Raw genomic sequence first — 19,733 nt, 5'->3', positions numbered from 1 at the left:
ATGTACGCCGTCACCGACCCCACCACGGGCACGACCCTCGAGACGTTCCCGACCATCACCGACGACGAGCTGCGCGCCGCCGTCACCACCGCCCACCAGACCCACGGCGAGTGGGGCCGCACCAGCACCGTCGCCGACCGCGCGGCCCTGCTCCACCGCGTCGCGGACCTGTACCGGGAGCGTCACGCCGACCTCGCCGCCACGATCGTGCGCGAGATGGCGAAGCCGATCGACCAGGCCGAGGGCGAGGTGGACTTCTGCGCCGACATCTACGACTACTACGCGGACCACGCCGAGGAGTTCCTCGCCGACCAGCCGATCACCTTGGCCGACGGCTCCGAGGGCAGCGCCTTCATCCGGAAGTCATCGATCGGCGTGCTGCTCGGCATCATGCCGTGGAACTTCCCCGCCTACCAGATCGCCCGGTTCGCCGGTCCGAACCTGCTCATCGGCAACACGGTCCTGCTCAAGCACGCACCGCAGTGCCCCGAGTCGGCCCTGGCGATCGAGCGGATCTTCCACGACGCCGGGTTCCCCGAGGGCGCGTACACGAACGTCTTCGCGACGAACGACCAGGCCGCCGACGTCATCGCCGACCCACGCGTGCAGGGTGTCTCGCTGACCGGGTCCGCCCGCGCCGGTGCCGCCGTCGCCGAGATCGCCGGCCGGAACCTCACGAAGGTCGTCCTCGAGCTCGGTGGGTCGGACCCCTTCATCGTGCTGTCCACCGACGACCTCGACTCCGTGGTCGAGTCGGCCGTCACCACCCGCCTCGAGGGCAACGGGCAGGTCTGCAATGCCCCGAAGCGCTTCCTGGTGGTGGACGACCTGTACGACGACTTCCTGGCGAAGTTCACGACGGCCATGTCCGCGGTCTCGCCGACGGACCCGTCCATGCCCGGTGCCGAGCTCGGCCCGCTGTCGTCCCCGACCGCCGCGGACCGGCTGCAGGAGCAGCTCGCGTCCGCCGTCGCGCAGGGTGCGACCGTCGTCACCGGTGGTGACCGCCAGGGCAACGCCTTCGTGCCGACGATCCTCACCGACGTCACGCCGGACAACGACGCGTACCGCGAGGAGTTCTTCGGCCCCGTCGCCGCCGTGTACCGCGTCGCCGACGAGGACGCAGCCGTCGCACTCGCCAACGACACCCCGTACGGCCTCGGCTCGTACCTGTTCACGACCGACGCCGACCAGGCACTCCGCGTCGCGGACCGGCTCGAGGCCGGCATGGTCTACGTCAACATGGTCGGCGCGGACAGCCCCGAACTGCCGTTCGGCGGCGTCAAGGCGAGCGGCTTCGGCCGCGAGCTCGGCCCCCTGGGGGCCGACGAATTCGTCAACAAGAAGCTGATCCGCATCGGCTGACGGACGCTCTGAACCCGGCTCCACGACGGACGGGAGGCACGGTGCCAGCTGGCACCGTGCCTCCCGTCTGCTCGTCGGTCGCCGCTACTGCTGCGGGTCGGCGGGCTCGCCGCCGGAGTCCGTGTCGCTGTCCTGCGCGGGGTCCTTCGTCGCGTCGCCCGTGGGCGACCCGTCCGGCAGGTCCTCGGTGTACTGCGCTTCGGCCTCGCTGGGGTCGCTGGATCCGTTCGCCGTCGTGTCGCTCATGGCCCGGACGCTACGCGCGGTCGATGCTGCACCCGTTCAGACGGACGAGGCGGCAGCGCCCGAGCCGGCGGCGACCGGGGTCACGGCCAGGATCTCGTCGGCGACCTCGCGCCCGATCCGCACCGCACCGTCGACGTGCTGGTACCCCTGCCCGGCCAGGTCGCTCGACGCGAACCGGATCGGACCGACGGCTGCACGCTGGTCGGCTCCGTAGCGGACGAGCCCGCCCAGGTCGAAGCTCGCCGCGTAGGCGCCGCGGGTCCACTCCTCGGTGCCCCAGTCGCTCTCGTAGTACACGACCGGGCGCAGGGCCTCGTCGCCGTAGTAGTGCGCGAGCGAACCGAGCACCCGGGCCTTCCGCTCCTCGACCGACAGTGCGAACAGGTCGTCGGCGTGCTGGTCGGAGACGAACCCGACGAGCGTGCCCTGCTCTGATCCGTGCTCGGTGTTGTCGTACGCCTCGTGCACGACCTCGTACGGGCTGAACGCGGTGCCGGAGAGCCCGGCGCCGCGCCAGAACGGCCGGTCGTAGACGGCGTGCACCTTGATGACGAAGCCCATCGACAGGTGCTGGTGCAGCTGGTGCTGGCGACGGGGCAGCGGGGGTTCGTACGAGATCCGCGAGTACAGGGGCGGCGGCACGGCGACGAGCGCCTGCCGGGCGTGGACCTCGAGACCGCCGTCGGCGAGCGCGACGACCCCGTCGTCGGTCCAGCGCAGGGTGCGCACCGGCGCGTCGAGGTGCACGGCGTCACCGAGGCGCTCCGCGAGGCGTCCCGACACCTGCTGCATCCCGCCGACGACGCGCTTGTCCAGGATGAAGTCGGCGTCGACCAGGTTCGTGAAGCTCCCGGCAGAGGCAGCCATCAGCAGGGCCTGCAGTGCCGAGAACGCGTGTGCCGGCTTCGTGAGCATGGCGCCCGCGATGAACAGTTCGACGTTGTCGGTGGCGACGCGGTCGTCGCTCAGCGCGTTTAGCCAGGCACGGAAGGAGATCTCGTCGAGTGCCGCCGCGTGCGGGGACTCCCAGGGGCGCGCGGGGTCGACCGCCGCAACGTACTCGTCGACGACCGTCACGAGTCGCTCGATCTCGTTCGCCGTCGCCTCGGGCAGCGGGAAGATGTCGCCGGTGTACTCGGTGCGGGTGCCCTCGGCGTCGACGTAGACGCTGGAGCCCTCGCGGTACCGGTCGTAGGTGTCGAGCCCGAGTTCGTCGAGGGTCTCGAGCAGCGCGGTCTGGTCGGGCGAGACCCACTGGCCACCGATCTCGAGCGTGACCCCGTCGATGTCGTTCGTCCAGGTGCGGCCGCCCACGCGGTCGCGCGCCTCGAGCACCGTGACGGTCAGTCCTGCGGCGCGCAGGCGGTTCGCGGCGGTCAGGCCGGTGACACCGGCTCCGATGACGACGACGTCGCTCTCGATCATCGTGCTGCTCCTTCGGTGGTGGTGCTCCGGAACGGGTCCGGGGTCAGCGTGTACATGGTCTCGAGGTACTCGGCGATGCCCTCGCCGCCGCCCTCGCGGCCGAGGCCGGACTGCTTCACCCCGCCGAACGGGGCCGACGCGTTCGAGACGACCCCGGTGTTGAGTCCGAGCATGCCGGTTTCGAGCCGCTCCATCAGGCGCTGGCCGCGGGCCGGGTCCTCCGTGAACGCGTAGCCGACCAGACCGTACTCGGTGTCGTTGGCGGCGGCCACGGCCTCGTCCTCGGTCCGGAAGGTCCGGATCGCCAGGACGGGCCCGAAGATCTCGTCGCGGAGCAGGTCGCTGCCGGGCTGCACGTCGGTCAGGACCGTGGGCGCGTAGAAGGTGCCGGGGCCGTCGACCGGGTGTCCGCCGGTGCGGAGCGTCGCCCCGCGGTCGAGCGCGTCGGTGACCAGGCGGTGCGCCTTGTCGACGGCACGGTCGTCGATGAGCGGTCCGATGGCGACGCCGTCCTCGGTGCCGCGTCCGACCCGCATGGCCTCGACGCGTGCGGTCACCCGGCGCGTGAACTCGTCGACGACGTCCTCGTGCACCAGGAACCGGTTCGCGGCGGTGCAGGCCTGCCCGGTGTTGCGGAACTTGGCGGCGAGCGCGCCCTCCACGGCCAGGTCGAGGTCGGCGTCGGCGAACACCAGGAACGGGGCGTTGCCGCCGAGCTCCATGCTCGTCCGGAGCACGTTCTGCGCCGCCTGGGCGAGCAGTGTGCGTCCGACCGGCGTCGAGCCCGTGAAGGACAGCTTCCGGAGCCGGGGGTCGGCGATCACCGGCGCGGAGACGTCGGCGGCCCGCGTGGTCTGCACCACGTTGACCACCCCGGCGGGCAGACCGACCTCGCGCAGCAGGTCGACGAACAGCAGGGTCGTGAGCGGCGTCAGTTCGGCCGGCTTCACGACGACCGTGCATCCGGCGGCGAGCGCCGGTGCGATCTTCCGGGTCGCCATCGCCAGCGGGAAGTTCCACGGCGTGATGAGGAACGCGGTGCCGACGGGCTTGTGGGAGACGGTGGCACGGCCGGTGCCCTCCGGGTTGGTGCCGTACGAGCCGCCGATCCGGACCGCTTCCTCCGAGAACCAGCGCAGGAACTCCCCGCCGTACGCGACCTCGCCGCGGGCCTCGGCGAGCGGCTTGCCCATCTCGAGCGTCATGAGCAGCGCGAACTCCTCGCGCCGTTCCTGCAGCAGGTCGAACGCGCGACGCAGCAGCTCGGCGCGGTGCCGCGGCGGTGTGGTCGCCCAGCCCGTCTTGGCCGCTTCCGCGGCGTCGAGCGCTCGGACACCGTCCTCGGGGGTTGCGTCGGCGATGTCGAGCAGCGTCTCGCCGGTGGCGGGGTCGACGACGGCGAAGGTCCGGCCGTCGGCCGACGGCTGCCATGCGCCGTCGACCAGGAGGCCCGTGGGGACGCGGGCGAGCAGCTCGCGTTCGGCGTCGGTGCGGTCGGCCGCGGGGGCGGTGGTGGTGCCGGTGGTCATGCTGTTGCGAGTCCTTCCAGGACGACGTCGAGTCCCTCGTGGAGCAGGGCGTCGTCGATCGACAGTGGGGGCAGGAACCGGACGACGTTGCCGTACGTGCCGGCGGTCAGCGCGATGACGCCGTGCTCGAACGCGGACCGCACCACCTTCCCGGTCAGTGCTGCGTCCGGTTCTCCGGTCGCGGGGTCCACGAGTTCCATCGCGACCATCGCGCCGCGTCCGCGGACGTCGCCGATCCGCGGGTCGGTCGTCTGTGCGGCACGGAGTCGTCCGAGCAGCACGTCCCCGATCTCGCGGGCTCGGTCGATCAGCCCGTCGTGCTCGAACGCGTCGATCGCGGCGAGGGCGGCAGCGCAGGCGATCGGGTTGCCGCCGTAGGTGCCGCCGAGCCCGCCGACGTGCGCGGAGTCCATGATCTCGGCGCGCCCGGTCACGGCGGACAGGGGCAGACCGCCGGCCATGCCCTTCGCGGTCGTGACGACGTCCGGCACGATCCCCTCGTGCTCGCTCGCGAACATCGACCCGGTGCGCGCGAAGCCGGTCTGCACCTCGTCGGCGATGAGCACGACGCCGTTCGCCGTGGTCCACTCGGACAGGGCGGTGAGGAACCCGGGCGCGGGGACGACGAACCCGCCCTCCCCCTGGATCGGCTCGATGAGCAGCGCCGCGGTGTTCGCCGCGCCGATCTGCTTCTCGATCTGGCTGATCGCGCGCTTCGCCGCCTCGGGCCCGGAGAGCCCGTCGTGGAACGGGTAGGACATCGGCACCCGGTAGACCTCGGGCGCGAAGGGTCCGAAGCCGTCCTTGTAGGGCTGGTTCTTCGCGGTGAGCGCCATCGTGAGGTTCGTGCGGCCGTGGTACGCGTGGTCGAACACCACGACGGCCTGCCGACCGGTGTGCTTGCGGGCGATCTTCACGGCGTTCTCGACGGCCTCGGCGCCGGAGTTGAACAGCGCCGTGCGCTTCTCGTGGTCACCGGGGGTCAGCCGGTTGAGTGCCTCGGCGACCGCGACGTACCCGTCGTAGGCGGCGATCGTGAAGCACGTGTGGGTGAAGGCAGCGACCTGCTCGGTGACCGCGGCGACGACGGCGGGGTGCGCGTTGCCGACGCTGGTCACGGCGATCCCGGACCCCAGGTCGACGAACGAGTTGTCGTCCGCGTCCACGACGACCCCGCCACCGGCCGCGACGACGGCGATCGGCACGGCGACGCCGACCCCGGCTGCGACGGCTCCGGCCTTCCGCGCCATGAGCTCGCGTGACCGGGGGCCGGGGACGGCCGTGACGAGCCGTCGTTCCTGGGGCAGCGAGGGGCCGCCGGTGGGCGCACTGATCGAGGGTGCTGCGGTGGAGGACATGCGGCGATGGTAGGAGCCTGCGGTGACCACGGCGGCTGTCCACCGTGTACATCGAGCACCGGCCCGATCGCCCCGGTGGATAGGGTGCTCCCATGCCCGCGACGCTGCGTTCCCTGTTGCACCGTGCCGACCTCCGCCTCCGACCGCTGACCGACGCGGACACGGGCGCCCTCGACGCCCCGCTGTCGTGGCTGCACAGCTCCGACCTCGAGGACCCGACGCCGTTCCTGGCCGACGGGCAGGGACTGCTGACCACGGGCACCCAGTTCGGCGCCGAGGCCGAGGTCCCGGAGGACGTCGCCGGCCCCTACGTCCGCCGACTCGTCGAGCGGGGCGTCGTCGCACTCGGGTTCGGCACCGAGGTCGTCCGCGCGGGCACCCCGGACGCCCTCGTCGCCGCCTGTTCGCAGCACGGGCTCCCGTTGTTCGAGGTGCCCTACGAGACCTCGTTCATCGCGGTCGCGCAGGCGAACGCCGAAGCGGTCGCCCGCGACGCGAACGCCCGGAACGCCTGGGCCCTCGCCGCACAGCGGGCGATCTCGCTCGCAGCGATGCGCCCGGACGGGCTCGGGGCCACGATCGCCGAGCTCTCCGGGCAGCTCGACGGCTGGGTCGGGCTCTTCGACGTGTCGGGGCGCCTGGACCGCGGGCACCCGGCGGACGGCGTGCCCGCGCAGGACCTCGAGCTGCTCCGGACCGAGGCGCTGCGCCTGTTGCGTGCGGGACAGCGGGCGAGCCTGCCGGTGACGACCGAGCACCACACCGGGTTCACGCTGCAGACCCTCGGCAGCGGTGGCCACCTGAGCGGCGTGCTCGCGATCGCCAACGGAGGAGCACTCGACCGCGCCGGACGCGAGGTGGTGACGTCCGTCATCGCCCTCGCCGGACTCGCGCTGCAGCAGAACCGTGAGCTGGCCCGGGCACGCGGGCTCCTGCGCACCGGCCTGCTCACCATGCTCTCCGTCGGCGATCCGGAGGTGGTCCAGTCGACGTCGCGCGAGGTGTGGGGTCCCCTGCCCGCCGAACCCGTCCGGATCGCGGCCCTCGACGTCGACGACCACGACCTCGACACCGTCGTCGACCTGCTCGAACTGTGGGTGCAGGACCGGCCCGGACAGCTCTTCTTCGCCGTCGACGACGCCCTCTTCCTGTGCGTGAGCGCCGACGACACCGCGATCGTCGAGGAACTGGTCGGGCGCTTCGACCTGCGGGCCGGCCTGTCGGACGGTGCCGCCTACCGATCGTTCGGACGCGCTCGCACCGAGGCCGTGCAGGCCCTGGACCGTCGGCGCGAAGGACGACCGGGCACCACCGAGTTCGGCGACCTCGCCCGGGAAGGCGTCCTCGCACACCTGGCCCACGTGGACGTCGACGCCGGAGCCGTCGCACGCGCGTTCCTCGCTCCCCTGCTCGAACACGACCGGTCGGCGGGCACCGAGCTCACCCGCACCGTCCGTGCCTGGCTCGAGCAGAACTGCGAGTACGACCGCGCCGCCCAGGTGCTCGGCATCCACCGCCACACCGCACGCTCCCGGGTCGAGCACGCCGGCCGGCTCCTCGACCGCGACCTCTCCGTCTTCGCGACCCGGGCCGACCTGTGGGCGGCCTTCGTCGTCGAGGGCGCGTGACGCGCGGATACGGTGGGACGATGCCGACGACACCGGCCCGCCGGCGCCTGAGCCCGGCCGAGCGCGGATCCCAGATCGCGGCGGCTGCCGTCGACCTGGCGCGCGCCGAGGGCCTCGCGGCGGTGACGCTCCGCGGGGTCGCCGCCGTGATCGGGGTCGCGCCCTCGCTCGTCGCCCACTACCGCCCGAGCATGGAGGACCTGGTCGGCGAGACGTTCCGCACCGTCGCGACAGCCGAGGTCGCCGAGGTCCGCGCGATCGTCGCCGCTGCTCCCGACCCCGTCTCCGGCCTCCGCACCCTGCTCGGCTGCATCGCCGATCCCGCGCGCGACGACGTCGCCACCCTGTGGGCCGACGCGTGGAGCATCGGCCGCACGAACGCGGCGCTGGCGACCGCGGCACGGGACGTCATGGACGACTGGCAGCTCCTCGCGACCACGGTCGTCGTCGACGGGGTGCGCGCGGGCGTGCTGCGGACCGACGACCCGGACGGCGTGGGACGCCTGCTCTTCGCGCTCGTCGACGCCACCAACGGGTACGCCCTGGTCGACTACCTCGACCGACCGACCCGCGAGGGCCTGGTCCGCACGACGATCGCCCGAGCGGTGGGCCTGGACGGCTCAGCCCTGTCGGGGTGACACCCGCCGCGGTGCCACTGACCGCAGTGCCACCCACTGCAGCAGCATGATCGTCTTGCCGTCGGCGATCCGGCCGTCCTCGACCATCGCGAGGGCCTCGTCGAGTGCCAGCTCGAGCACCTCGATGTCCTCGCCCTCGTCCTCGACCCCGCCGCCCGCCTCGACCCGGTCCGCCGGTGTGTAGGCACCGACGTAGAAGTGGACACGCTCGGTGACCGAACCGGGGCTCATGAAGACGTCGCCGACGCGCACCAGGTCGCCCAGCCGGATGCCGAGCTCTTCGGCGGCCTCGCGGCGGACGGCGGTCTCGGGGTCGTCCTCGTCGAGCAGCCCCGCCGCAGCCTCGATGAGCATGCCGTCCGGGTGCCCGTTCACGTACGCCGGCCAGCGGAACTGCCGGGTGAGCAGGACGGTACGGCGCTCGGCGTCGTACGGCAGCACCGTGGCACCGTTCCCGCGGTCGTAGGTCTCCCGCTGCTGCCGGTCCCACCGGCCGTCCCGGCGCCGGACGTCGAGCGTGGTGCGACGGAGCACGTGCCAGCCGTCCGACACGACCTCGACGTCCCGCACGACGACGTCGGGGTTGCGGTCGAGGTCACGGCCGACGGCGTCGAGTCCGGTCCGCCCACGGGCATCGGGGACGTCGACGCCGGGACGAGGGGCTGCTGGACGATCATCGGTCACCTGGTCACGCTAGCGGGGCGGCTGCTCGCACGACCTGCCCGCCCGGTACCGTGCAGCCATGACCAGGACACCGTTCACCCGTCGCCCGGACCGACCGCAAGTGGTCACCGTGTCGTTCGTGCTCTGGCTCGTCTGGGTCGCGGTCTGCCTGGTGGCGACCGTCCTGCAGTTCGTGGCGGGCACGGGAGGCAACGCCCTCGGCACGGTCCTGACGGTGCTCGTCGCCATCGTGGTCTGGGGACTCGTCGGGTGGGCGGTCGTCCGCACGGCCGCCGGGTCGCGGGTGGCACGCATCGTGCTGGTCGTCGTCGCCGTGGCCCGTGCGGTGCTCAGCCTCACGAGCGGCGAGCTCGGACTCCTGACGATCGCGTTGTCGGTCGTCGCCGCGGTCCTCCTCTTCCTGCCCAGCGCGCGCCCGTTCTTCGCACCGAGCGATGCGGGAAGAACCGACCACGGGTTCTCCGGACCCGGCGTGTCGGGGTCGAGCCGCGCCTCCTGGCCGGATCCCGACCACGCGACGGACGCCGATCGGACCTGATCCGCCCACCGGCGACGGCCGCCCCGGTACGTCCTGGAAGAACACGAAAGGCCCCGGATTCCTCCGGGGCCTTTCGCTGTTTCGCCTGGTGCGCGAGGGGGGACTTGAACCCCCACGCCGTTTCCAGCACACGGACCTGAACCGTGCGCGTCTACCAATTCCGCCACTCGCGCCAGCCCCAAAACACTACCACGCACAGACTGCCCCCTGCGCCAACCACTACCATGCAGTGGTTGACGACCGACGACTCTGGAGACACATGGGCCTGCTGGACAACTTCGAGCGAGGGCTGGAGCGCGCCGTGAACGGCGCGTTCGCGAAGACCTTCCGCTCCGGTGTGCAGCCGGTCGAGATCTCCAGCGCCCTGCGCCGTGAGCTCGACACGAAGGCCGCCGTGGTGTCGCGAGAGCGCATCCTCGTGCCGAACGAGTTCACCGTGCGCCTCGCACCGCCGGACTTCACGCGCATGAACGACGTCGGTCGTCCGCTCATCGACGAACTCACGCAGATGGCCCACCAGCACGCCGTCGCGCAGAACTACTCGTTCTCCGGACCGGTCACCATCCGGCTGCAGCAGGACGGCACCCTGTCGACCGGCATCCTGCAGATCGACTCCACCACGGTGCAGCGCGATGTCGCCTGGATCGCCGTGCTCGACATCGGCTCGCAGCGCCACCGCCTGCAGCGCGGACGCACCGTGATCGGCCGCGGCAGCGACGCCGACATCACCATCGCGGACACCGGGACGAGCCGGAAGCACGTCGAGGTCCTGTGGGACGGCAAGCACGCCCAGGCCACGGATCTGGGCTCGACGAACGGCTCGAAGCTGAACGGACAGCACTTCCAACAGGCGATCGTGGAGCCGGACTCCACCATCGAGATCGGTCGTACCCGTATGGTGTTCCGGGTGATCCCGGAGAACGACGGAGGTGCTCGATGACCACAGGCCTGACCCTGCTCGTCCTGCGCTTCGCGTTCCTCGCGGTGCTCTGGCTGTTCGTCTTCGTGATCGTCTTCGCCCTGCGCAGTGATCTCTTCGGCCAGCGCGTGCGCACGATCCCCACGGATTCCAAGTCGGCTCCCTCCGGCCCGACGACCCCGACGATCCCCGCAGCGGCGGCGCCGGCAGCGGCCTCGGGTGGTGCGTTCACCGACCTGATCGGGCAACCCACGGCGGCGACGCAGTCGCCCTCGCCGGCAGCGGTGCGCCTCGTGATCACCGAGGGTGCGCGTGAGGGCATGGAGATGCCGCTCGGCGGCGGGCCGATCACGATCGGCCGCTCCAGCGAGTCCAACGTCGTGATCCGCGACGACTACACCTCGACCAACCACGCCCGGCTCGACCTGCGCGCCGACGGCTGGCTCCTCACCGACCTCGAGTCCACGAACGGCACCTTCGTCAACGGTCAGAAGGTGAGCGCTCCCCTGATCGTCGCGGAGCGCACGCCGATCACGATCGGGACGACGACGTTCGAGCTGCGGCGGTAACCCGGCATGACCGCTCGCACGTTGAGCGCCGCTGTGTCCCACGTGGGCCGCATCCGCGCGAACAACCAGGACTCCGGCTACGCCGGGGCGCACCTGTTCGCGGTCGCGGACGGCATGGGTGGGCACGCCGGCGGCGACGTCGCCTCGGCGATCGCGATCCGGCGCATCAGGGAGGTGGACCGCGAGTTCCCCTCGGCCCACGACGCCGAGTTCGCCTTGCAGTCGGCCCTGATCGCGGCGAACCAGCTCATCACCGAGACGGTCTTCGAGCACCAGGAACTGACCGGCATGGGCACCACGGTGTCCGCGATGATCCGGGTCGGCGAACAGATCGCGATCGCGCACATCGGTGACTCGCGCATCTACCGCCACCGTGACGGTGAGCTGCAGCAGATCACGTCGGACCACACCTTCGTGCAGCGCCTGGTCGACAGCGGCCGGATCACCCCGGAGGAAGCCGCGGTCCACCCCCGTCGCTCGGTGCTCATGCGGGTGCTCGGCGACGTGGATGCCGCACCCGAGGTCGACACCGCGATCATGGACATCCAACCGGGCGACCGCTGGCTGCTGTGCTCCGACGGCCTGTCGTCGTACCTGGCCGAAGAGCGCATCCGGCACGCCCTGGCGTCGAACATGGACGCCAACCAGGTCACGCAGCGCCTGGTCAAGGAGACCCTCGACCACGGCGCCCCCGACAACGTCACCGTCGTCGTCATGGACGTCACCGCGGACGAGGTCGACGACGACGACGACGCGGCCACCACCGTCGGGTCCGCGGCTGCTCCCCTGACCTTCGAGGCCTCGACCGGTCGCAAGCCGATCCGCCTCCCCACGATCCTGCTGCACCCGCTCAAGGTCACCACCGCCCCCGAGGACTCGCACTTCGAGCCCGAGTCCGACCAGTTCTTCGCGGAGCTCATCGCCGAGGACCGCCGACGCCGCATCCGACGTCGAGTCTCGTGGACGGTCGCGCTCGTGGTGGCGGTCGCTGCCCTGGTCGGGGCCGTGTTCCTCGGCTGGCGGATCACCCAGGACCACTACTACGTCGGCACCGACCGCGGCACCGTCGCGATCTACAAGGGCGTCCAGCAGTCGATCGGACCACTGGCGCTGTCGGACGTCTACGAGGACACCGACATCACCGTGTCGATGCTGCCGGACTACACCCGCGAGAACGTCCGCTCGACGATCAACGCGCAGTCGCTCGACGACGCGCGGGACATCGTCGACCGACTGCGCAAGGCCGCCGAGACCGGGCAGGACCAAGCCGGTACCGGCGGTGACGGCGGATCCACCTCGTCACCCTCGCCGTCACCGACCCGGTCGTCGACGCCCTCCCCGTCCCCGACCCGGGGCTCGCGATGAGCAGCGCCACCGCCCAGTCGTTCACGCAGGCGATCACGATCAAGCTCCGTGAACCCGCCCGTGCTCGGAACCTCGAGCTCGTGCTGCTCGTCATCGCCTGCGGCATCTGCGCCGGCGCGATGGTGCTCGTGCAGCTCGGCACCAAGGGGCGACTGTTCGACACCTCGGTGCTGTGGGTCGGCGGGGGCATCCTCGGGCTCGGGCTCGTGATGCACGTCGTGCTGCGGGTCGTCGCCAAGAACGCCGACCCGTTCATCCTACCGATCGCCCTCGTGCTGAACGGCATCGGCATCGCGGAGATCTACCGCATCGACGTCCACAACGGCCTGACCGGCTGGGACGCCATCGGTGTGAAGCAGATCGTCTGGACGATGCTCGCGATGGTCCTGGCGATCATCACGCTGCTGGTCGTCCGGAACCACCGGTTCCTGCAGCGCTACCGCTACATCTTCATGTTCCTGACGATCGCGCTGCTGCTGCTGCCGATGCTCCCCGGCATCGGCTACGCACCCGGCGGAGCACGGGTCTGGATTCGCGTCGGACCGTTCTCGTTCCAGCCGGGCGAACTCGCGAAGATCACCATGGCGCTCTTCTTCGCCGGGTACCTCGTCACCGCGCGCGACTCGCTGTCGATCGTCGGCAAGAGATTCCTCGGCATGACGTTCCCGCGTGCCCGCGACCTCGGCCCGATCCTGGTGATGTGGGGCGCCGCGATGGCCGTCCTCGTCTTCCAGCGCGACCTCGGCACGGCGCTGCTGTACTTCGGCCTGTTCCTCGTGATGATCTACGTCGCGACCGCGCGCATCAGCTGGGTGGCCATCGGCCTCGTGCTGTTCGTCGGCGGCGCCCTCGTCGCGCAGAGCGTCCTCGAGTACGTGCACGGCCGCTTCGAGCAGTGGCTCGACCCGTTCAACCAAGAGGTCTTCAGCCGCGACACCCAGGCCAGCTACCAGCTCGTGCAGGGACTGTTCGGCTTCGCGAACGGCGGCATCACGGGCACCGGCCTCGGCCAGGGGCGCCCGTACATCACGCCGGTCGCCAACGCGGACTACATCATCGCCTCGCTCGGTGAAGAGCTCGGCCTGATCGGCGTCTTCGCGATCCTGGCGCTCTTCATCGTGCTCGCCTCGCGCGGCATCCGTGTCGGGTTCATGGCACAGGACGACTTCGGCAAGCTGCTCGGCGTCGGCTTCGGCTTCGTGATCGCCCTGCAGGTGTTCGTCGTCGTCGGGGGCATCACCCGCGTGATCCCGGTGACCGGCCTGACCACACCGTTCATGGCCGCGGGTGGTTCCTCGCTCATCGCCAACTGGATCATCGCCGCGATGCTGCTGCGACTCACCGATTCCATCCCAGCCGAACAACGCGTCCAGCAGGGCGCGATCCCCGCCGCGAGCGGGCGGTCCGCGCGCGCGACCAGGAAGGAGCGTCGTCGATGAACCGACAGCTCCGCGGTGTCTCGACCGTCATCGTGCTCATGTTCGTCGCACTCTTCGTGTCGACGACGTCCATCCAGTTCTTCTCGGCGGACTCCCTCCGCGCCGATTCCCGCAACTCACGCACCATCTTGGACAGTTACTCGACCAAGCGCGGTGCGATCCTCGTCGGGGGCAGCCCGATCGCCGAGTCGACCCCCGTGGACGACCAGTACGAGTACCAGCGCAAGTACACGAACGGCGACCTGTACTCGGCGGTCACCGGGTACTTCACCATCGGCCAGGGCAACACCGGCATCGAGAGCGCGGAGAACACCGTGCTCTCCGGCAACTCCGACGCCTCGTTCTTCCAGAACCTCAACTCGATCCTCACCGGCCAGGACGTCCAGGGCGACAACGTCAACCTGACGATCGACCCCGCCGTGCAGCAGGCCGCGTACGACGCCCTCGGCACGAACAGCGGCGCCGTCGTGGCCATCCAGCCGAAGACCGGCAAGATCCTCGCGATGGTCTCGAAGCCGAGCTACGACCCGAACACCCTCACCTCGCACGACACCGCGAAGGTCAAGGAGCAGTACGACGCCCTGCTCGGCGCCTCGTCGTCCCCGCTGCAGAACCGCGCCATCGGCGGCGACCTGTACACGCCCGGATCCGTCTTCAAGCTCGTCGTGGCATCGGCGGCGCTCGAGGGCGGCAAGTACAACCTCGACTCGACGTTCCCGAACCCGTCGCGCCTGCAGCTCCCCGGCACGAGCTCGTACATCAACAACGCCGAGGGCGGCACGTGCGGGGGCGGCGACAAGGTCAAGCTCCGCACGGCCATCCAGTACTCGTGCAACATCCCGTTCGCCGAGCTCGGACAGAAGCTCGGGTACGACGCGATCAAGAGCATGGCCGACAAGTACGGCTTCGGTGACGCCATCGAGGTCCCGATGTCCGCGACCGCCAGCCAGTACCCCGAGGTCGACTCCACCGCGCAGCTCATGCTCAGCGCGTTCGGCCAGGCGAGCGTCCGGGTGTCCCCGCTGCAGATGGCCATGGTGTCGGCCGGCATCGCGAACGGCGGCAAGGTCATGCAGCCCTCGCTCGTCGACTCGATCACCACGAGCGACCTGAAGACGGTCGAGTCCTTCTCCCCGAGGCAGTACAGTGATCCGCTGTCCTCCTCCGAGTCCGCTGACCTCACCGAGGCCATGCAGAGCGTCGTGAACGCCGGGACCGGAACGAATGCCAAGATCGACGGTGTCGACGTCGCAGGGAAGACGGGCACGGCCGAGGGCGGAACAGGCGATCCCTACACCCTCTGGTTCACCGGGTTCGCGCCCGCGAAGGACCCGGAGGTCGCCGTGGCGGTCGTCGTCGGAGACGGCGGCGGGCTCGGCCAGTCGGGAGTCGGCAACACAGTCGCGGCCCCGGTCGCGAAGAAAGTCATGGAGGCGGTGCTGAACAAATGAGACCCACCAGCGGACTCACCTTCGGTGGGCGGTACCAGCTCTCGTCCCGGGTCGCCATCGGCGGCATGGGAGAGGTGTGGCAGGCCACCGACCTCGTCATCGGCCGAACCGTCGCACTCAAGATCCTCAAGGACGAGTACCTCGGCGACCCCGGGTTCCTCGAGCGCTTCCGCGCCGAGGCCCGCCACGCTGCGCTCGTCAACCACGAGGGCATCGCCAACGTCTTCGACTACGGCGAAGAGGACGGCAGCGCCTACCTCGTGATGGAGCTCGTCCCCGGCGAAGCGCTGTCGACCATGATCGAGCGCGAGCACACGCTGCCCGTCGACAAGGTCCTGGACATCGTCGCGCAGACCGCGAACGCCCTGCAGGCCGCACACGCGGTCGGTCTGGTGCACCGCGACATCAAGCCCGGCAACCTGCTCATCACGCCGGACGGCCGCGTCAAGATCACCGACTTCGGCATCGCGCGCATCGCCGACCAGGTCCCGCTCACCGCGACCGGCCAGGTCATGGGCACCGTGCAGTACCTCTCGCCCGAGCAGGCGAGCGGGCACCCGGCGTCGCCGTCGACCGACATCTACTCCCTCGGCATCGTCGCGTACGAGGCCCTCGCGGGTCGTCGTCCCTTCACGGGTGAGTCGCAGGTCGCGATCGCGATGGCGCACATCAACGAGCAGCCGCCGGCGTTGCCCGGGGACATCCCCGAACCCGTCGCAGCCCTCGTGATCTCGTGCATCGCGAAGAAGCCCGCCGATCGTCCCGCCACCGCCGCCAACCTCGCGCGCGCCGCACAGGCGCTCCGTCGTGGTGACGTCGCAGCGGCCACCGTCGCCGTCCCCGCCATCGCGCAGGGTGGCACCGTCGCGTTCAACCCGCCGCAGGGTCAGGGCAACGACGCCGCCACGGCACTGCTCGGCACCCAGTCGGGCGCGGCAGCCGCGGGCGCCGGCGGACCCGGCGCACCGGTGTCCCCGTCGAACGACGAGGCCGAGGAGCCGAAGAAGAAGCGCGCCTGGATCTGGTGGGTCGTGGGTGTCGTCGTGGTGCTCGCGATCGCCGCCGTCATCGGCGCGTTCGCGCTGAACGGTTCCGCCGATCCGAGTCCGTCGCCGTCCAGGTCCGTCTCGAAGAGCCCGCGCCCCTCGCAGACGCCGACCCCGACTCCGACGCCCTCGCCCACCGAGACCCGCGTCACGCTGAGCAACGACGAGTACGTCGGCATGTCCACCGCCGAAGCCGAGTCCCAGCTCCAGAGCCTCGGCTTCCAGACGGCGGTCGAGGACGGCGACGCTGCACCGAACGCCGACCAGGCCAACACGGTGCAGTCGATCACGCCGACGGGCAGCGTCCTGCAGGGCTCGCTGGTGACCATCCGGCAGTACACGACGCCGCCGTCCGTGGCGAAGCCCGCCGCAGCGAAGGCCGGCACCGTGTCGTCCGACGGCTCGGTCCTGTTCAGTTGGCAGGCGTCCGAGTGCCCCGTCGGGTACACGGTCTCGACGTACACCTGGGTCGCGAAGAACGGCAAGGACGCGTCCGGTGCGACCTCGGGCACGATCTCGTCGACGGCGGTGACCATCCAGGCAGACGCCGTGGACACCCCCGTCACCTTCGTGTACTCGGTCACGTGCGGCTCCAACGGCAACACCCTGCCGAAGTCGCCCGGCTCGGACGCTGCGACGGCGACCTGGACGGCGGACGAGACGGATCCGGGCGACACCACGGACCCCACCGACGGGACCAACCCCACCGAGACCCCGATGGACGGCAACTGAACGACCCCCGGACGGGGACTGTCGACACCGTTCGGTAACGGTTCGGTCGACCCCTCGCCGACCAGCGTCTCACCAGGTGGTGCTGCCGTACACTAGCCCGGACGGACAGACGGAGGAGTACGTGCCAGAAGGTGTGACCGCGGGGATCACCCTCCTCGCCAACCGTTACGAGATCGGTGATGTCATCGGCCGAGGCGGCATGGCAACCGTGCACCTCGGCAACGACACCCGTCTCGGTCGCAAGGTCGCGGTGAAGCTCCTGAAGCCGAGCCTGGCCAACGACCCGGCGTTCCGCACCCGGTTCCGGCAGGAAGCCCAGGCAGCTGCACGCATGGCCCACCCGACGGTCGTCCGGGTGTACGACGCCGGTGAAGAGACCGTGACCGAGACCTCGGGCGCCGAGGTGCAGGTCCCCTTCATCGTGATGGAGTACGTCGAGGGCCGTCCGCTCTCCGACATCATCGCCGAGGGCGCCGTCGCTCCGGCCGAGGCCGTCCGCATCACCGAGGGCATCCTGACTGCGCTCGAGTACTCCCACCGCGCCGGCGTCGTGCACCGCGACATCAAGCCCGCCAACGTCATGGTCACGCACAACGGCCAGGTCAAGGTCATGGACTTCGGCATCGCCCGAGCCATCACCGACACCTCGGCCACCGTCGCGCAGACCACGTCGATCCTCGGCACCGCGTCCTACTTCTCGCCGGAGCAGGCCCGCGGCGAGACCGTCGACGCCCGCACGGACATCTACTCCACCGGTGTCGTGCTGTTCGAGCTCCTCACCGGCCGTGCGCCCTTCCTCGGCGACACGCCGGTGGCAGTGGCCTACCAGCACGTCAGCGAACAGCCCGTCGCTCCGTCCTCGATCACGCCCGAGGTCTCTCCGGCACTCGACGCCGTGACCCTGCACGCCCTGGTCAAGGACCGCACGCGCCGGTTCCAGAACGCCGCCGAGTTCCGCTCGGACCTGCAGCAGGCCGCTTCGGGTCGGGTTCCGGCGTCCACCAAGAAGATCCAGCAGAACGCGGCGAACGACGCGTCGACGGTACTGTTCGGGGTCGACCCGCGCACCACCTCGAACCCGGCCGCGGCCTTCCGCGAGCTCGACGACGACACCGCCGAGCACCGCCCGCAACGCACCCAGAACCGTCCACCGGTGGCGTGGATCTGGGTCGGCATCCTGCTGACGGTGGCGGTCATCGTCGGCGTCGTGTTCTTCGTCGCCAACCTGCAGCCGGGAAAGCCGCCGGTCTCGTCGTCCGTGAGCGTGCCGAACGTGACCGGGTCGACCTACAGTGCCGCGGTCAGCGCCCTCGAGAAGAAGGACCTCACACCGGTCAAGGTCGAGGAGAACTCCGACGACGTCGACAAGGGCATGGTCATCCGCACCGACCCGGGCTCCGGGATCAACGTGGGGCGGAAGTCCAACGTCGACGTGGTCGTCTCGCTCGGCCCCCAGCGGCTCCCGGTCCCCGAGTTGAACGGGCAGTCCCAGGCAGCCGCACAGCAGACGCTGGAAGACGCCGGCTTCCGCGTCGGCGCGATCAGTTCCGACTACTCGTCCGACCTGCCAGAGGGCACCGTGATGAGTTCCGACCCCGAGTCCGGTTCGCTCCACACCAAGGGCATCGTGATCAACCTGACGGTCTCCAACGGCAAGGTGCAGCTGCCGAACGTCACGAACCAGCAGTTCGCCGATGCCAAGGCGTCGCTCGAGCAGCTCGGCCTGACCGTGACACCGTCACCGTCGTACTCGTGCACGGGTGGCCTCGTCACGCAGCAGGACACCCCCCAGGGCGACGTCGCCCAGGGAAGCGCGGTCGCCCTGACCTACTGCGCCGCGTCGAGCCAGCCGACCAAGGCCCCGTCCGACGACGGGAACGACAAGGGCGACAACGGCGACAACGGGGACAACGGCGGCGACAACGGCGACGGTCGCTGACCAACCGATCAGGGACGGCGCCATCGGGGCCGTCGACCCGACCACGCGCGTACGCGCGCAGCGTGACGGACCGGTGACGGGCCTCCCGTCGGCACGCTGACGGCCAGGAGGCCCGGCGCCTCCCCGCCACGCGTCCGTGCGCCCGTCGGGTCGTCGCGTCCACTGCTCCAGGCGCGTCGACGCACGACGCCGTCGAGCGCGCCCTCCTGGCGCGTCAGGCGCGGTGGGTCGCGATGAGCGGGCCGAGCCCTTCGGCGCGCTCAGCGGCACCGGACAGGCCGGTGGTCTCGAGCCAGTTGCCGACCATGCGGTAGCCGCCCTCGGTCAGGACCGACTCGGGGTGGAACTGCACGCCGTAGAGCGGGTGGTCGCGGTGCTGGACGCCCATGATGACGCCACCGCCGGTCCGGGCCGTCACGGTCAGTTCGTCGGGGACCGTGCCGTCGACGATCGCGAGGGAGTGGTACCGCGTCGCCGTGAAGGGGTGCGGGACTCCGGCGAAGAGCGTGCTGTCGTCGTGGTCGACCTGCGAGGTCTTCCCGTGCATGAGCTCGTCGGCGTGCGTGACCGTGGCCCCGAGGGCTTCTGCGATGGCCTGGTGGCCGAGGCAGACCCCGAGCAGGGGCGTGCCGGACGCGATCGCCGCGTGCACCGTCGGGATCGAGACGCCGGCGTCGGCCGGGGTCCCCGGGCCGGGTGACAGCAGCACACCGTCGTAGTCGGCGATGCGGTCTGCGATCTCCGACTCGGGGAAGGCATCGTTGCGCGCCACGTCCGTCTCGGCCCCGAGCTGCTGGACGTACCCGTTCAGCGTGTAGACGAAGCTGTCGTAGTTGTCGACGACGAGGATCCTGGTCATGGC

General features: G+C 70.6%; 17 protein-coding genes and 1 tRNA gene. 11 read left to right on the top strand and 7 right to left on the bottom strand.

The genetic code is table 11. The annotated features are described in order from the left end of the window. Nucleotides 1-1,365, top strand: a complete 1,365-nt coding sequence (locus ITJ69_RS10140; protein ID WP_194672698.1) for an NAD-dependent succinate-semialdehyde dehydrogenase — start codon at nt 1-3, stop codon at nt 1,363-1,365. 84 nt (nt 1,366-1,449) lie between these two features. On the opposite strand, the gene ITJ69_RS10135 is transcribed toward ITJ69_RS10140, so the two are convergent. The 4 genes from ITJ69_RS10135 to gabT are packed head-to-tail and all read right to left on the bottom strand — an operon-like array spanning nt 1,450 to nt 5,923. Continuing rightward, nucleotides 1,450-1,611, bottom strand: a complete 162-nt coding sequence (locus ITJ69_RS10135; protein ID WP_159572952.1) for a hypothetical protein — start codon at nt 1,609-1,611, stop codon at nt 1,450-1,452. Between the two features lie 36 nt (nt 1,612-1,647). Next, nucleotides 1,648-3,036 (bottom strand): flavin monoamine oxidase family protein, encoded by a 1,389-nt coding sequence (locus ITJ69_RS10130; protein ID WP_194672697.1) that lies wholly within the window; start codon nt 3,034-3,036, stop codon nt 1,648-1,650. Further along, the gene (locus tag ITJ69_RS10125) at nt 3,033-4,565 is read right to left on the bottom strand and encodes an NAD-dependent succinate-semialdehyde dehydrogenase (RefSeq protein WP_123937132.1); all 1,533 of its coding nucleotides are present in this window, start codon (nt 4,563-4,565) and stop codon (nt 3,033-3,035) included. Before ITJ69_RS10125 ends, ITJ69_RS10130 begins: the two co-directional genes overlap by 4 nt. Then, nucleotides 4,562-5,923: a 4-aminobutyrate--2-oxoglutarate transaminase gene (gabT, locus tag ITJ69_RS10120; protein WP_194672696.1), complete on the bottom strand. Its 1,362-nt coding sequence runs from the start codon at nt 5,921-5,923 to the stop codon at nt 4,562-4,564. Before gabT ends, ITJ69_RS10125 begins: the two co-directional genes overlap by 4 nt. Nucleotides 5,924-6,015: 92 nt before the next feature. Between gabT and ITJ69_RS10115 the strand changes: the two genes are divergently transcribed. Both ITJ69_RS10115 and ITJ69_RS10110 read left to right on the top strand, forming a co-directional pair. Beyond that, on the top strand, nt 6,016-7,551 hold the full coding sequence (locus ITJ69_RS10115; protein WP_131877947.1) for a PucR family transcriptional regulator: 1,536 nt from the start codon (nt 6,016-6,018) through the stop codon (nt 7,549-7,551). 20 nt (nt 7,552-7,571) lie between these two features. Beyond that, entirely contained in the window at nt 7,572-8,189 is a 618-nt protein-coding gene (locus ITJ69_RS10110; RefSeq protein ID WP_194672695.1) for a TetR family transcriptional regulator, read from the top strand. Here the strand turns inward: ITJ69_RS10110 and ITJ69_RS10105 are convergent. Continuing rightward, nucleotides 8,172-8,873 (bottom strand): NUDIX domain-containing protein, encoded by a 702-nt coding sequence (locus ITJ69_RS10105; protein ID WP_194672694.1) that lies wholly within the window; start codon nt 8,871-8,873, stop codon nt 8,172-8,174. The two genes, ITJ69_RS10110 and ITJ69_RS10105, sit on opposite strands and share 18 nt — an antisense overlap. A 58-nt stretch (nt 8,874-8,931) precedes the next feature. Here ITJ69_RS10105 and ITJ69_RS10100 point away from each other — a divergent pair, with 58 nt between their 5' ends. Then, complete coding sequence (locus tag ITJ69_RS10100; protein WP_194672693.1) at nt 8,932-9,411, top strand: hypothetical protein; 480 nt, start codon at nt 8,932-8,934, stop codon at nt 9,409-9,411. A gap of 86 nt (nt 9,412-9,497) precedes the next feature. Here the strand turns inward: ITJ69_RS10100 and ITJ69_RS10095 are convergent. Next, nucleotides 9,498-9,584: transfer RNA gene (locus tag ITJ69_RS10095), tRNA-Leu, on the bottom strand. A gap of 86 nt (nt 9,585-9,670) precedes the next feature. On the opposite strand from ITJ69_RS10095, the gene ITJ69_RS10090 reads away from it, so the two are divergent. From ITJ69_RS10090 to pknB, 7 genes are all read left to right on the top strand, one after another. Beyond that, on the top strand, nt 9,671-10,351 hold the full coding sequence (locus tag ITJ69_RS10090) for an FhaA domain-containing protein (RefSeq protein WP_123292929.1): 681 nt from the start codon (nt 9,671-9,673) through the stop codon (nt 10,349-10,351). Further along, nucleotides 10,348-10,899, top strand: coding sequence for an FHA domain-containing protein (locus ITJ69_RS10085; RefSeq protein WP_111083697.1), 552 nt, complete (start codon nt 10,348-10,350; stop codon nt 10,897-10,899). The genes ITJ69_RS10090 and ITJ69_RS10085 overlap by 4 nt, the downstream gene beginning before the upstream one ends. A 6-nt stretch (nt 10,900-10,905) precedes the next feature. Beyond that, on the top strand, nt 10,906-12,264 hold the full coding sequence (locus ITJ69_RS10080) for a Stp1/IreP family PP2C-type Ser/Thr phosphatase (protein WP_111083696.1): 1,359 nt from the start codon (nt 10,906-10,908) through the stop codon (nt 12,262-12,264). After that, on the top strand, nt 12,261-13,703 hold the full coding sequence (locus ITJ69_RS10075; RefSeq protein WP_194672692.1) for an FtsW/RodA/SpoVE family cell cycle protein: 1,443 nt from the start codon (nt 12,261-12,263) through the stop codon (nt 13,701-13,703). Before ITJ69_RS10080 ends, ITJ69_RS10075 begins: the two co-directional genes overlap by 4 nt. After that, nucleotides 13,700-15,154, top strand: coding sequence for a peptidoglycan D,D-transpeptidase FtsI family protein (locus tag ITJ69_RS10070; RefSeq protein ID WP_194672691.1), 1,455 nt, complete (start codon nt 13,700-13,702; stop codon nt 15,152-15,154). The genes ITJ69_RS10075 and ITJ69_RS10070 overlap by 4 nt, the downstream gene beginning before the upstream one ends. Beyond that, a complete protein-coding gene (locus tag ITJ69_RS10065) occupies nt 15,151-16,932 on the top strand; it encodes a serine/threonine-protein kinase (protein ID WP_159572922.1) in 1,782 nt (593 codons plus the stop codon). The genes ITJ69_RS10070 and ITJ69_RS10065 overlap by 4 nt, the downstream gene beginning before the upstream one ends. Before the next feature lie 133 nt (nt 16,933-17,065). Then, nucleotides 17,066-18,871, top strand: coding sequence for a Stk1 family PASTA domain-containing Ser/Thr kinase (pknB, locus tag ITJ69_RS10060; protein ID WP_194672736.1), 1,806 nt, complete (start codon nt 17,066-17,068; stop codon nt 18,869-18,871). A 214-nt stretch (nt 18,872-19,085) separates the two neighbouring features. Here pknB and ITJ69_RS10055 read toward each other — a convergent pair whose 3' ends face one another. After that, a complete protein-coding gene (locus ITJ69_RS10055) occupies nt 19,086-19,730 on the bottom strand; it encodes an anthranilate synthase component II (protein ID WP_194672690.1) in 645 nt (214 codons plus the stop codon). Between the last annotated feature and the right edge of the window lie 3 nt (nt 19,731-19,733).

Origin of the sequence: Curtobacterium sp. VKM Ac-2887 (genome assembly GCF_015350935.1) — a bacterium.
Lineage (GTDB): Bacteria > Actinomycetota > Actinomycetes > Actinomycetales > Microbacteriaceae > Curtobacterium.
The sequence above is the reverse complement of the archived record's forward strand: the minus strand, read 5'-3'. Positions and strand labels throughout refer to the sequence as shown.

Bases quoted from the DNA above. Each gene is read 5' to 3' on its own strand.
- ITJ69_RS10140 (WP_194672698.1), top strand. From the start codon at position 1: ATGTACGCCGTCACCGACCCCACCACGGGCACGACCCTCGAGACGTTC.
- ITJ69_RS10135 (WP_159572952.1), bottom strand. From the start codon at position 1,611: ATGAGCGACACGACGGCGAACGGATCCAGCGACCCCAGCGAGGCCGAA.
- ITJ69_RS10130 (WP_194672697.1), bottom strand. From the start codon at position 3,036: ATGATCGAGAGCGACGTCGTCGTCATCGGAGCCGGTGTCACCGGCCTG.
- ITJ69_RS10125 (WP_123937132.1), bottom strand. From the start codon at position 4,565: ATGACCACCGGCACCACCACCGCCCCCGCGGCCGACCGCACCGACGCC.
- gabT (WP_194672696.1), bottom strand. From the start codon at position 5,923: ATGTCCTCCACCGCAGCACCCTCGATCAGTGCGCCCACCGGCGGCCCC.
- ITJ69_RS10115 (WP_131877947.1), top strand. From the start codon at position 6,016: ATGCCCGCGACGCTGCGTTCCCTGTTGCACCGTGCCGACCTCCGCCTC.
- ITJ69_RS10110 (WP_194672695.1), top strand. From the start codon at position 7,572: ATGCCGACGACACCGGCCCGCCGGCGCCTGAGCCCGGCCGAGCGCGGA.
- ITJ69_RS10100 (WP_194672693.1), top strand. From the start codon at position 8,932: ATGACCAGGACACCGTTCACCCGTCGCCCGGACCGACCGCAAGTGGTC.
- ITJ69_RS10090 (WP_123292929.1), top strand. From the start codon at position 9,671: ATGGGCCTGCTGGACAACTTCGAGCGAGGGCTGGAGCGCGCCGTGAAC.
- ITJ69_RS10085 (WP_111083697.1), top strand. From the start codon at position 10,348: ATGACCACAGGCCTGACCCTGCTCGTCCTGCGCTTCGCGTTCCTCGCG.
- ITJ69_RS10080 (WP_111083696.1), top strand. From the start codon at position 10,906: ATGACCGCTCGCACGTTGAGCGCCGCTGTGTCCCACGTGGGCCGCATC.
- ITJ69_RS10075 (WP_194672692.1), top strand. From the start codon at position 12,261: ATGAGCAGCGCCACCGCCCAGTCGTTCACGCAGGCGATCACGATCAAG.
- ITJ69_RS10070 (WP_194672691.1), top strand. From the start codon at position 13,700: ATGAACCGACAGCTCCGCGGTGTCTCGACCGTCATCGTGCTCATGTTC.
- ITJ69_RS10065 (WP_159572922.1), top strand. From the start codon at position 15,151: ATGAGACCCACCAGCGGACTCACCTTCGGTGGGCGGTACCAGCTCTCG.
- ITJ69_RS10055 (WP_194672690.1), bottom strand. From the start codon at position 19,730: ATGACCAGGATCCTCGTCGTCGACAACTACGACAGCTTCGTCTACACG.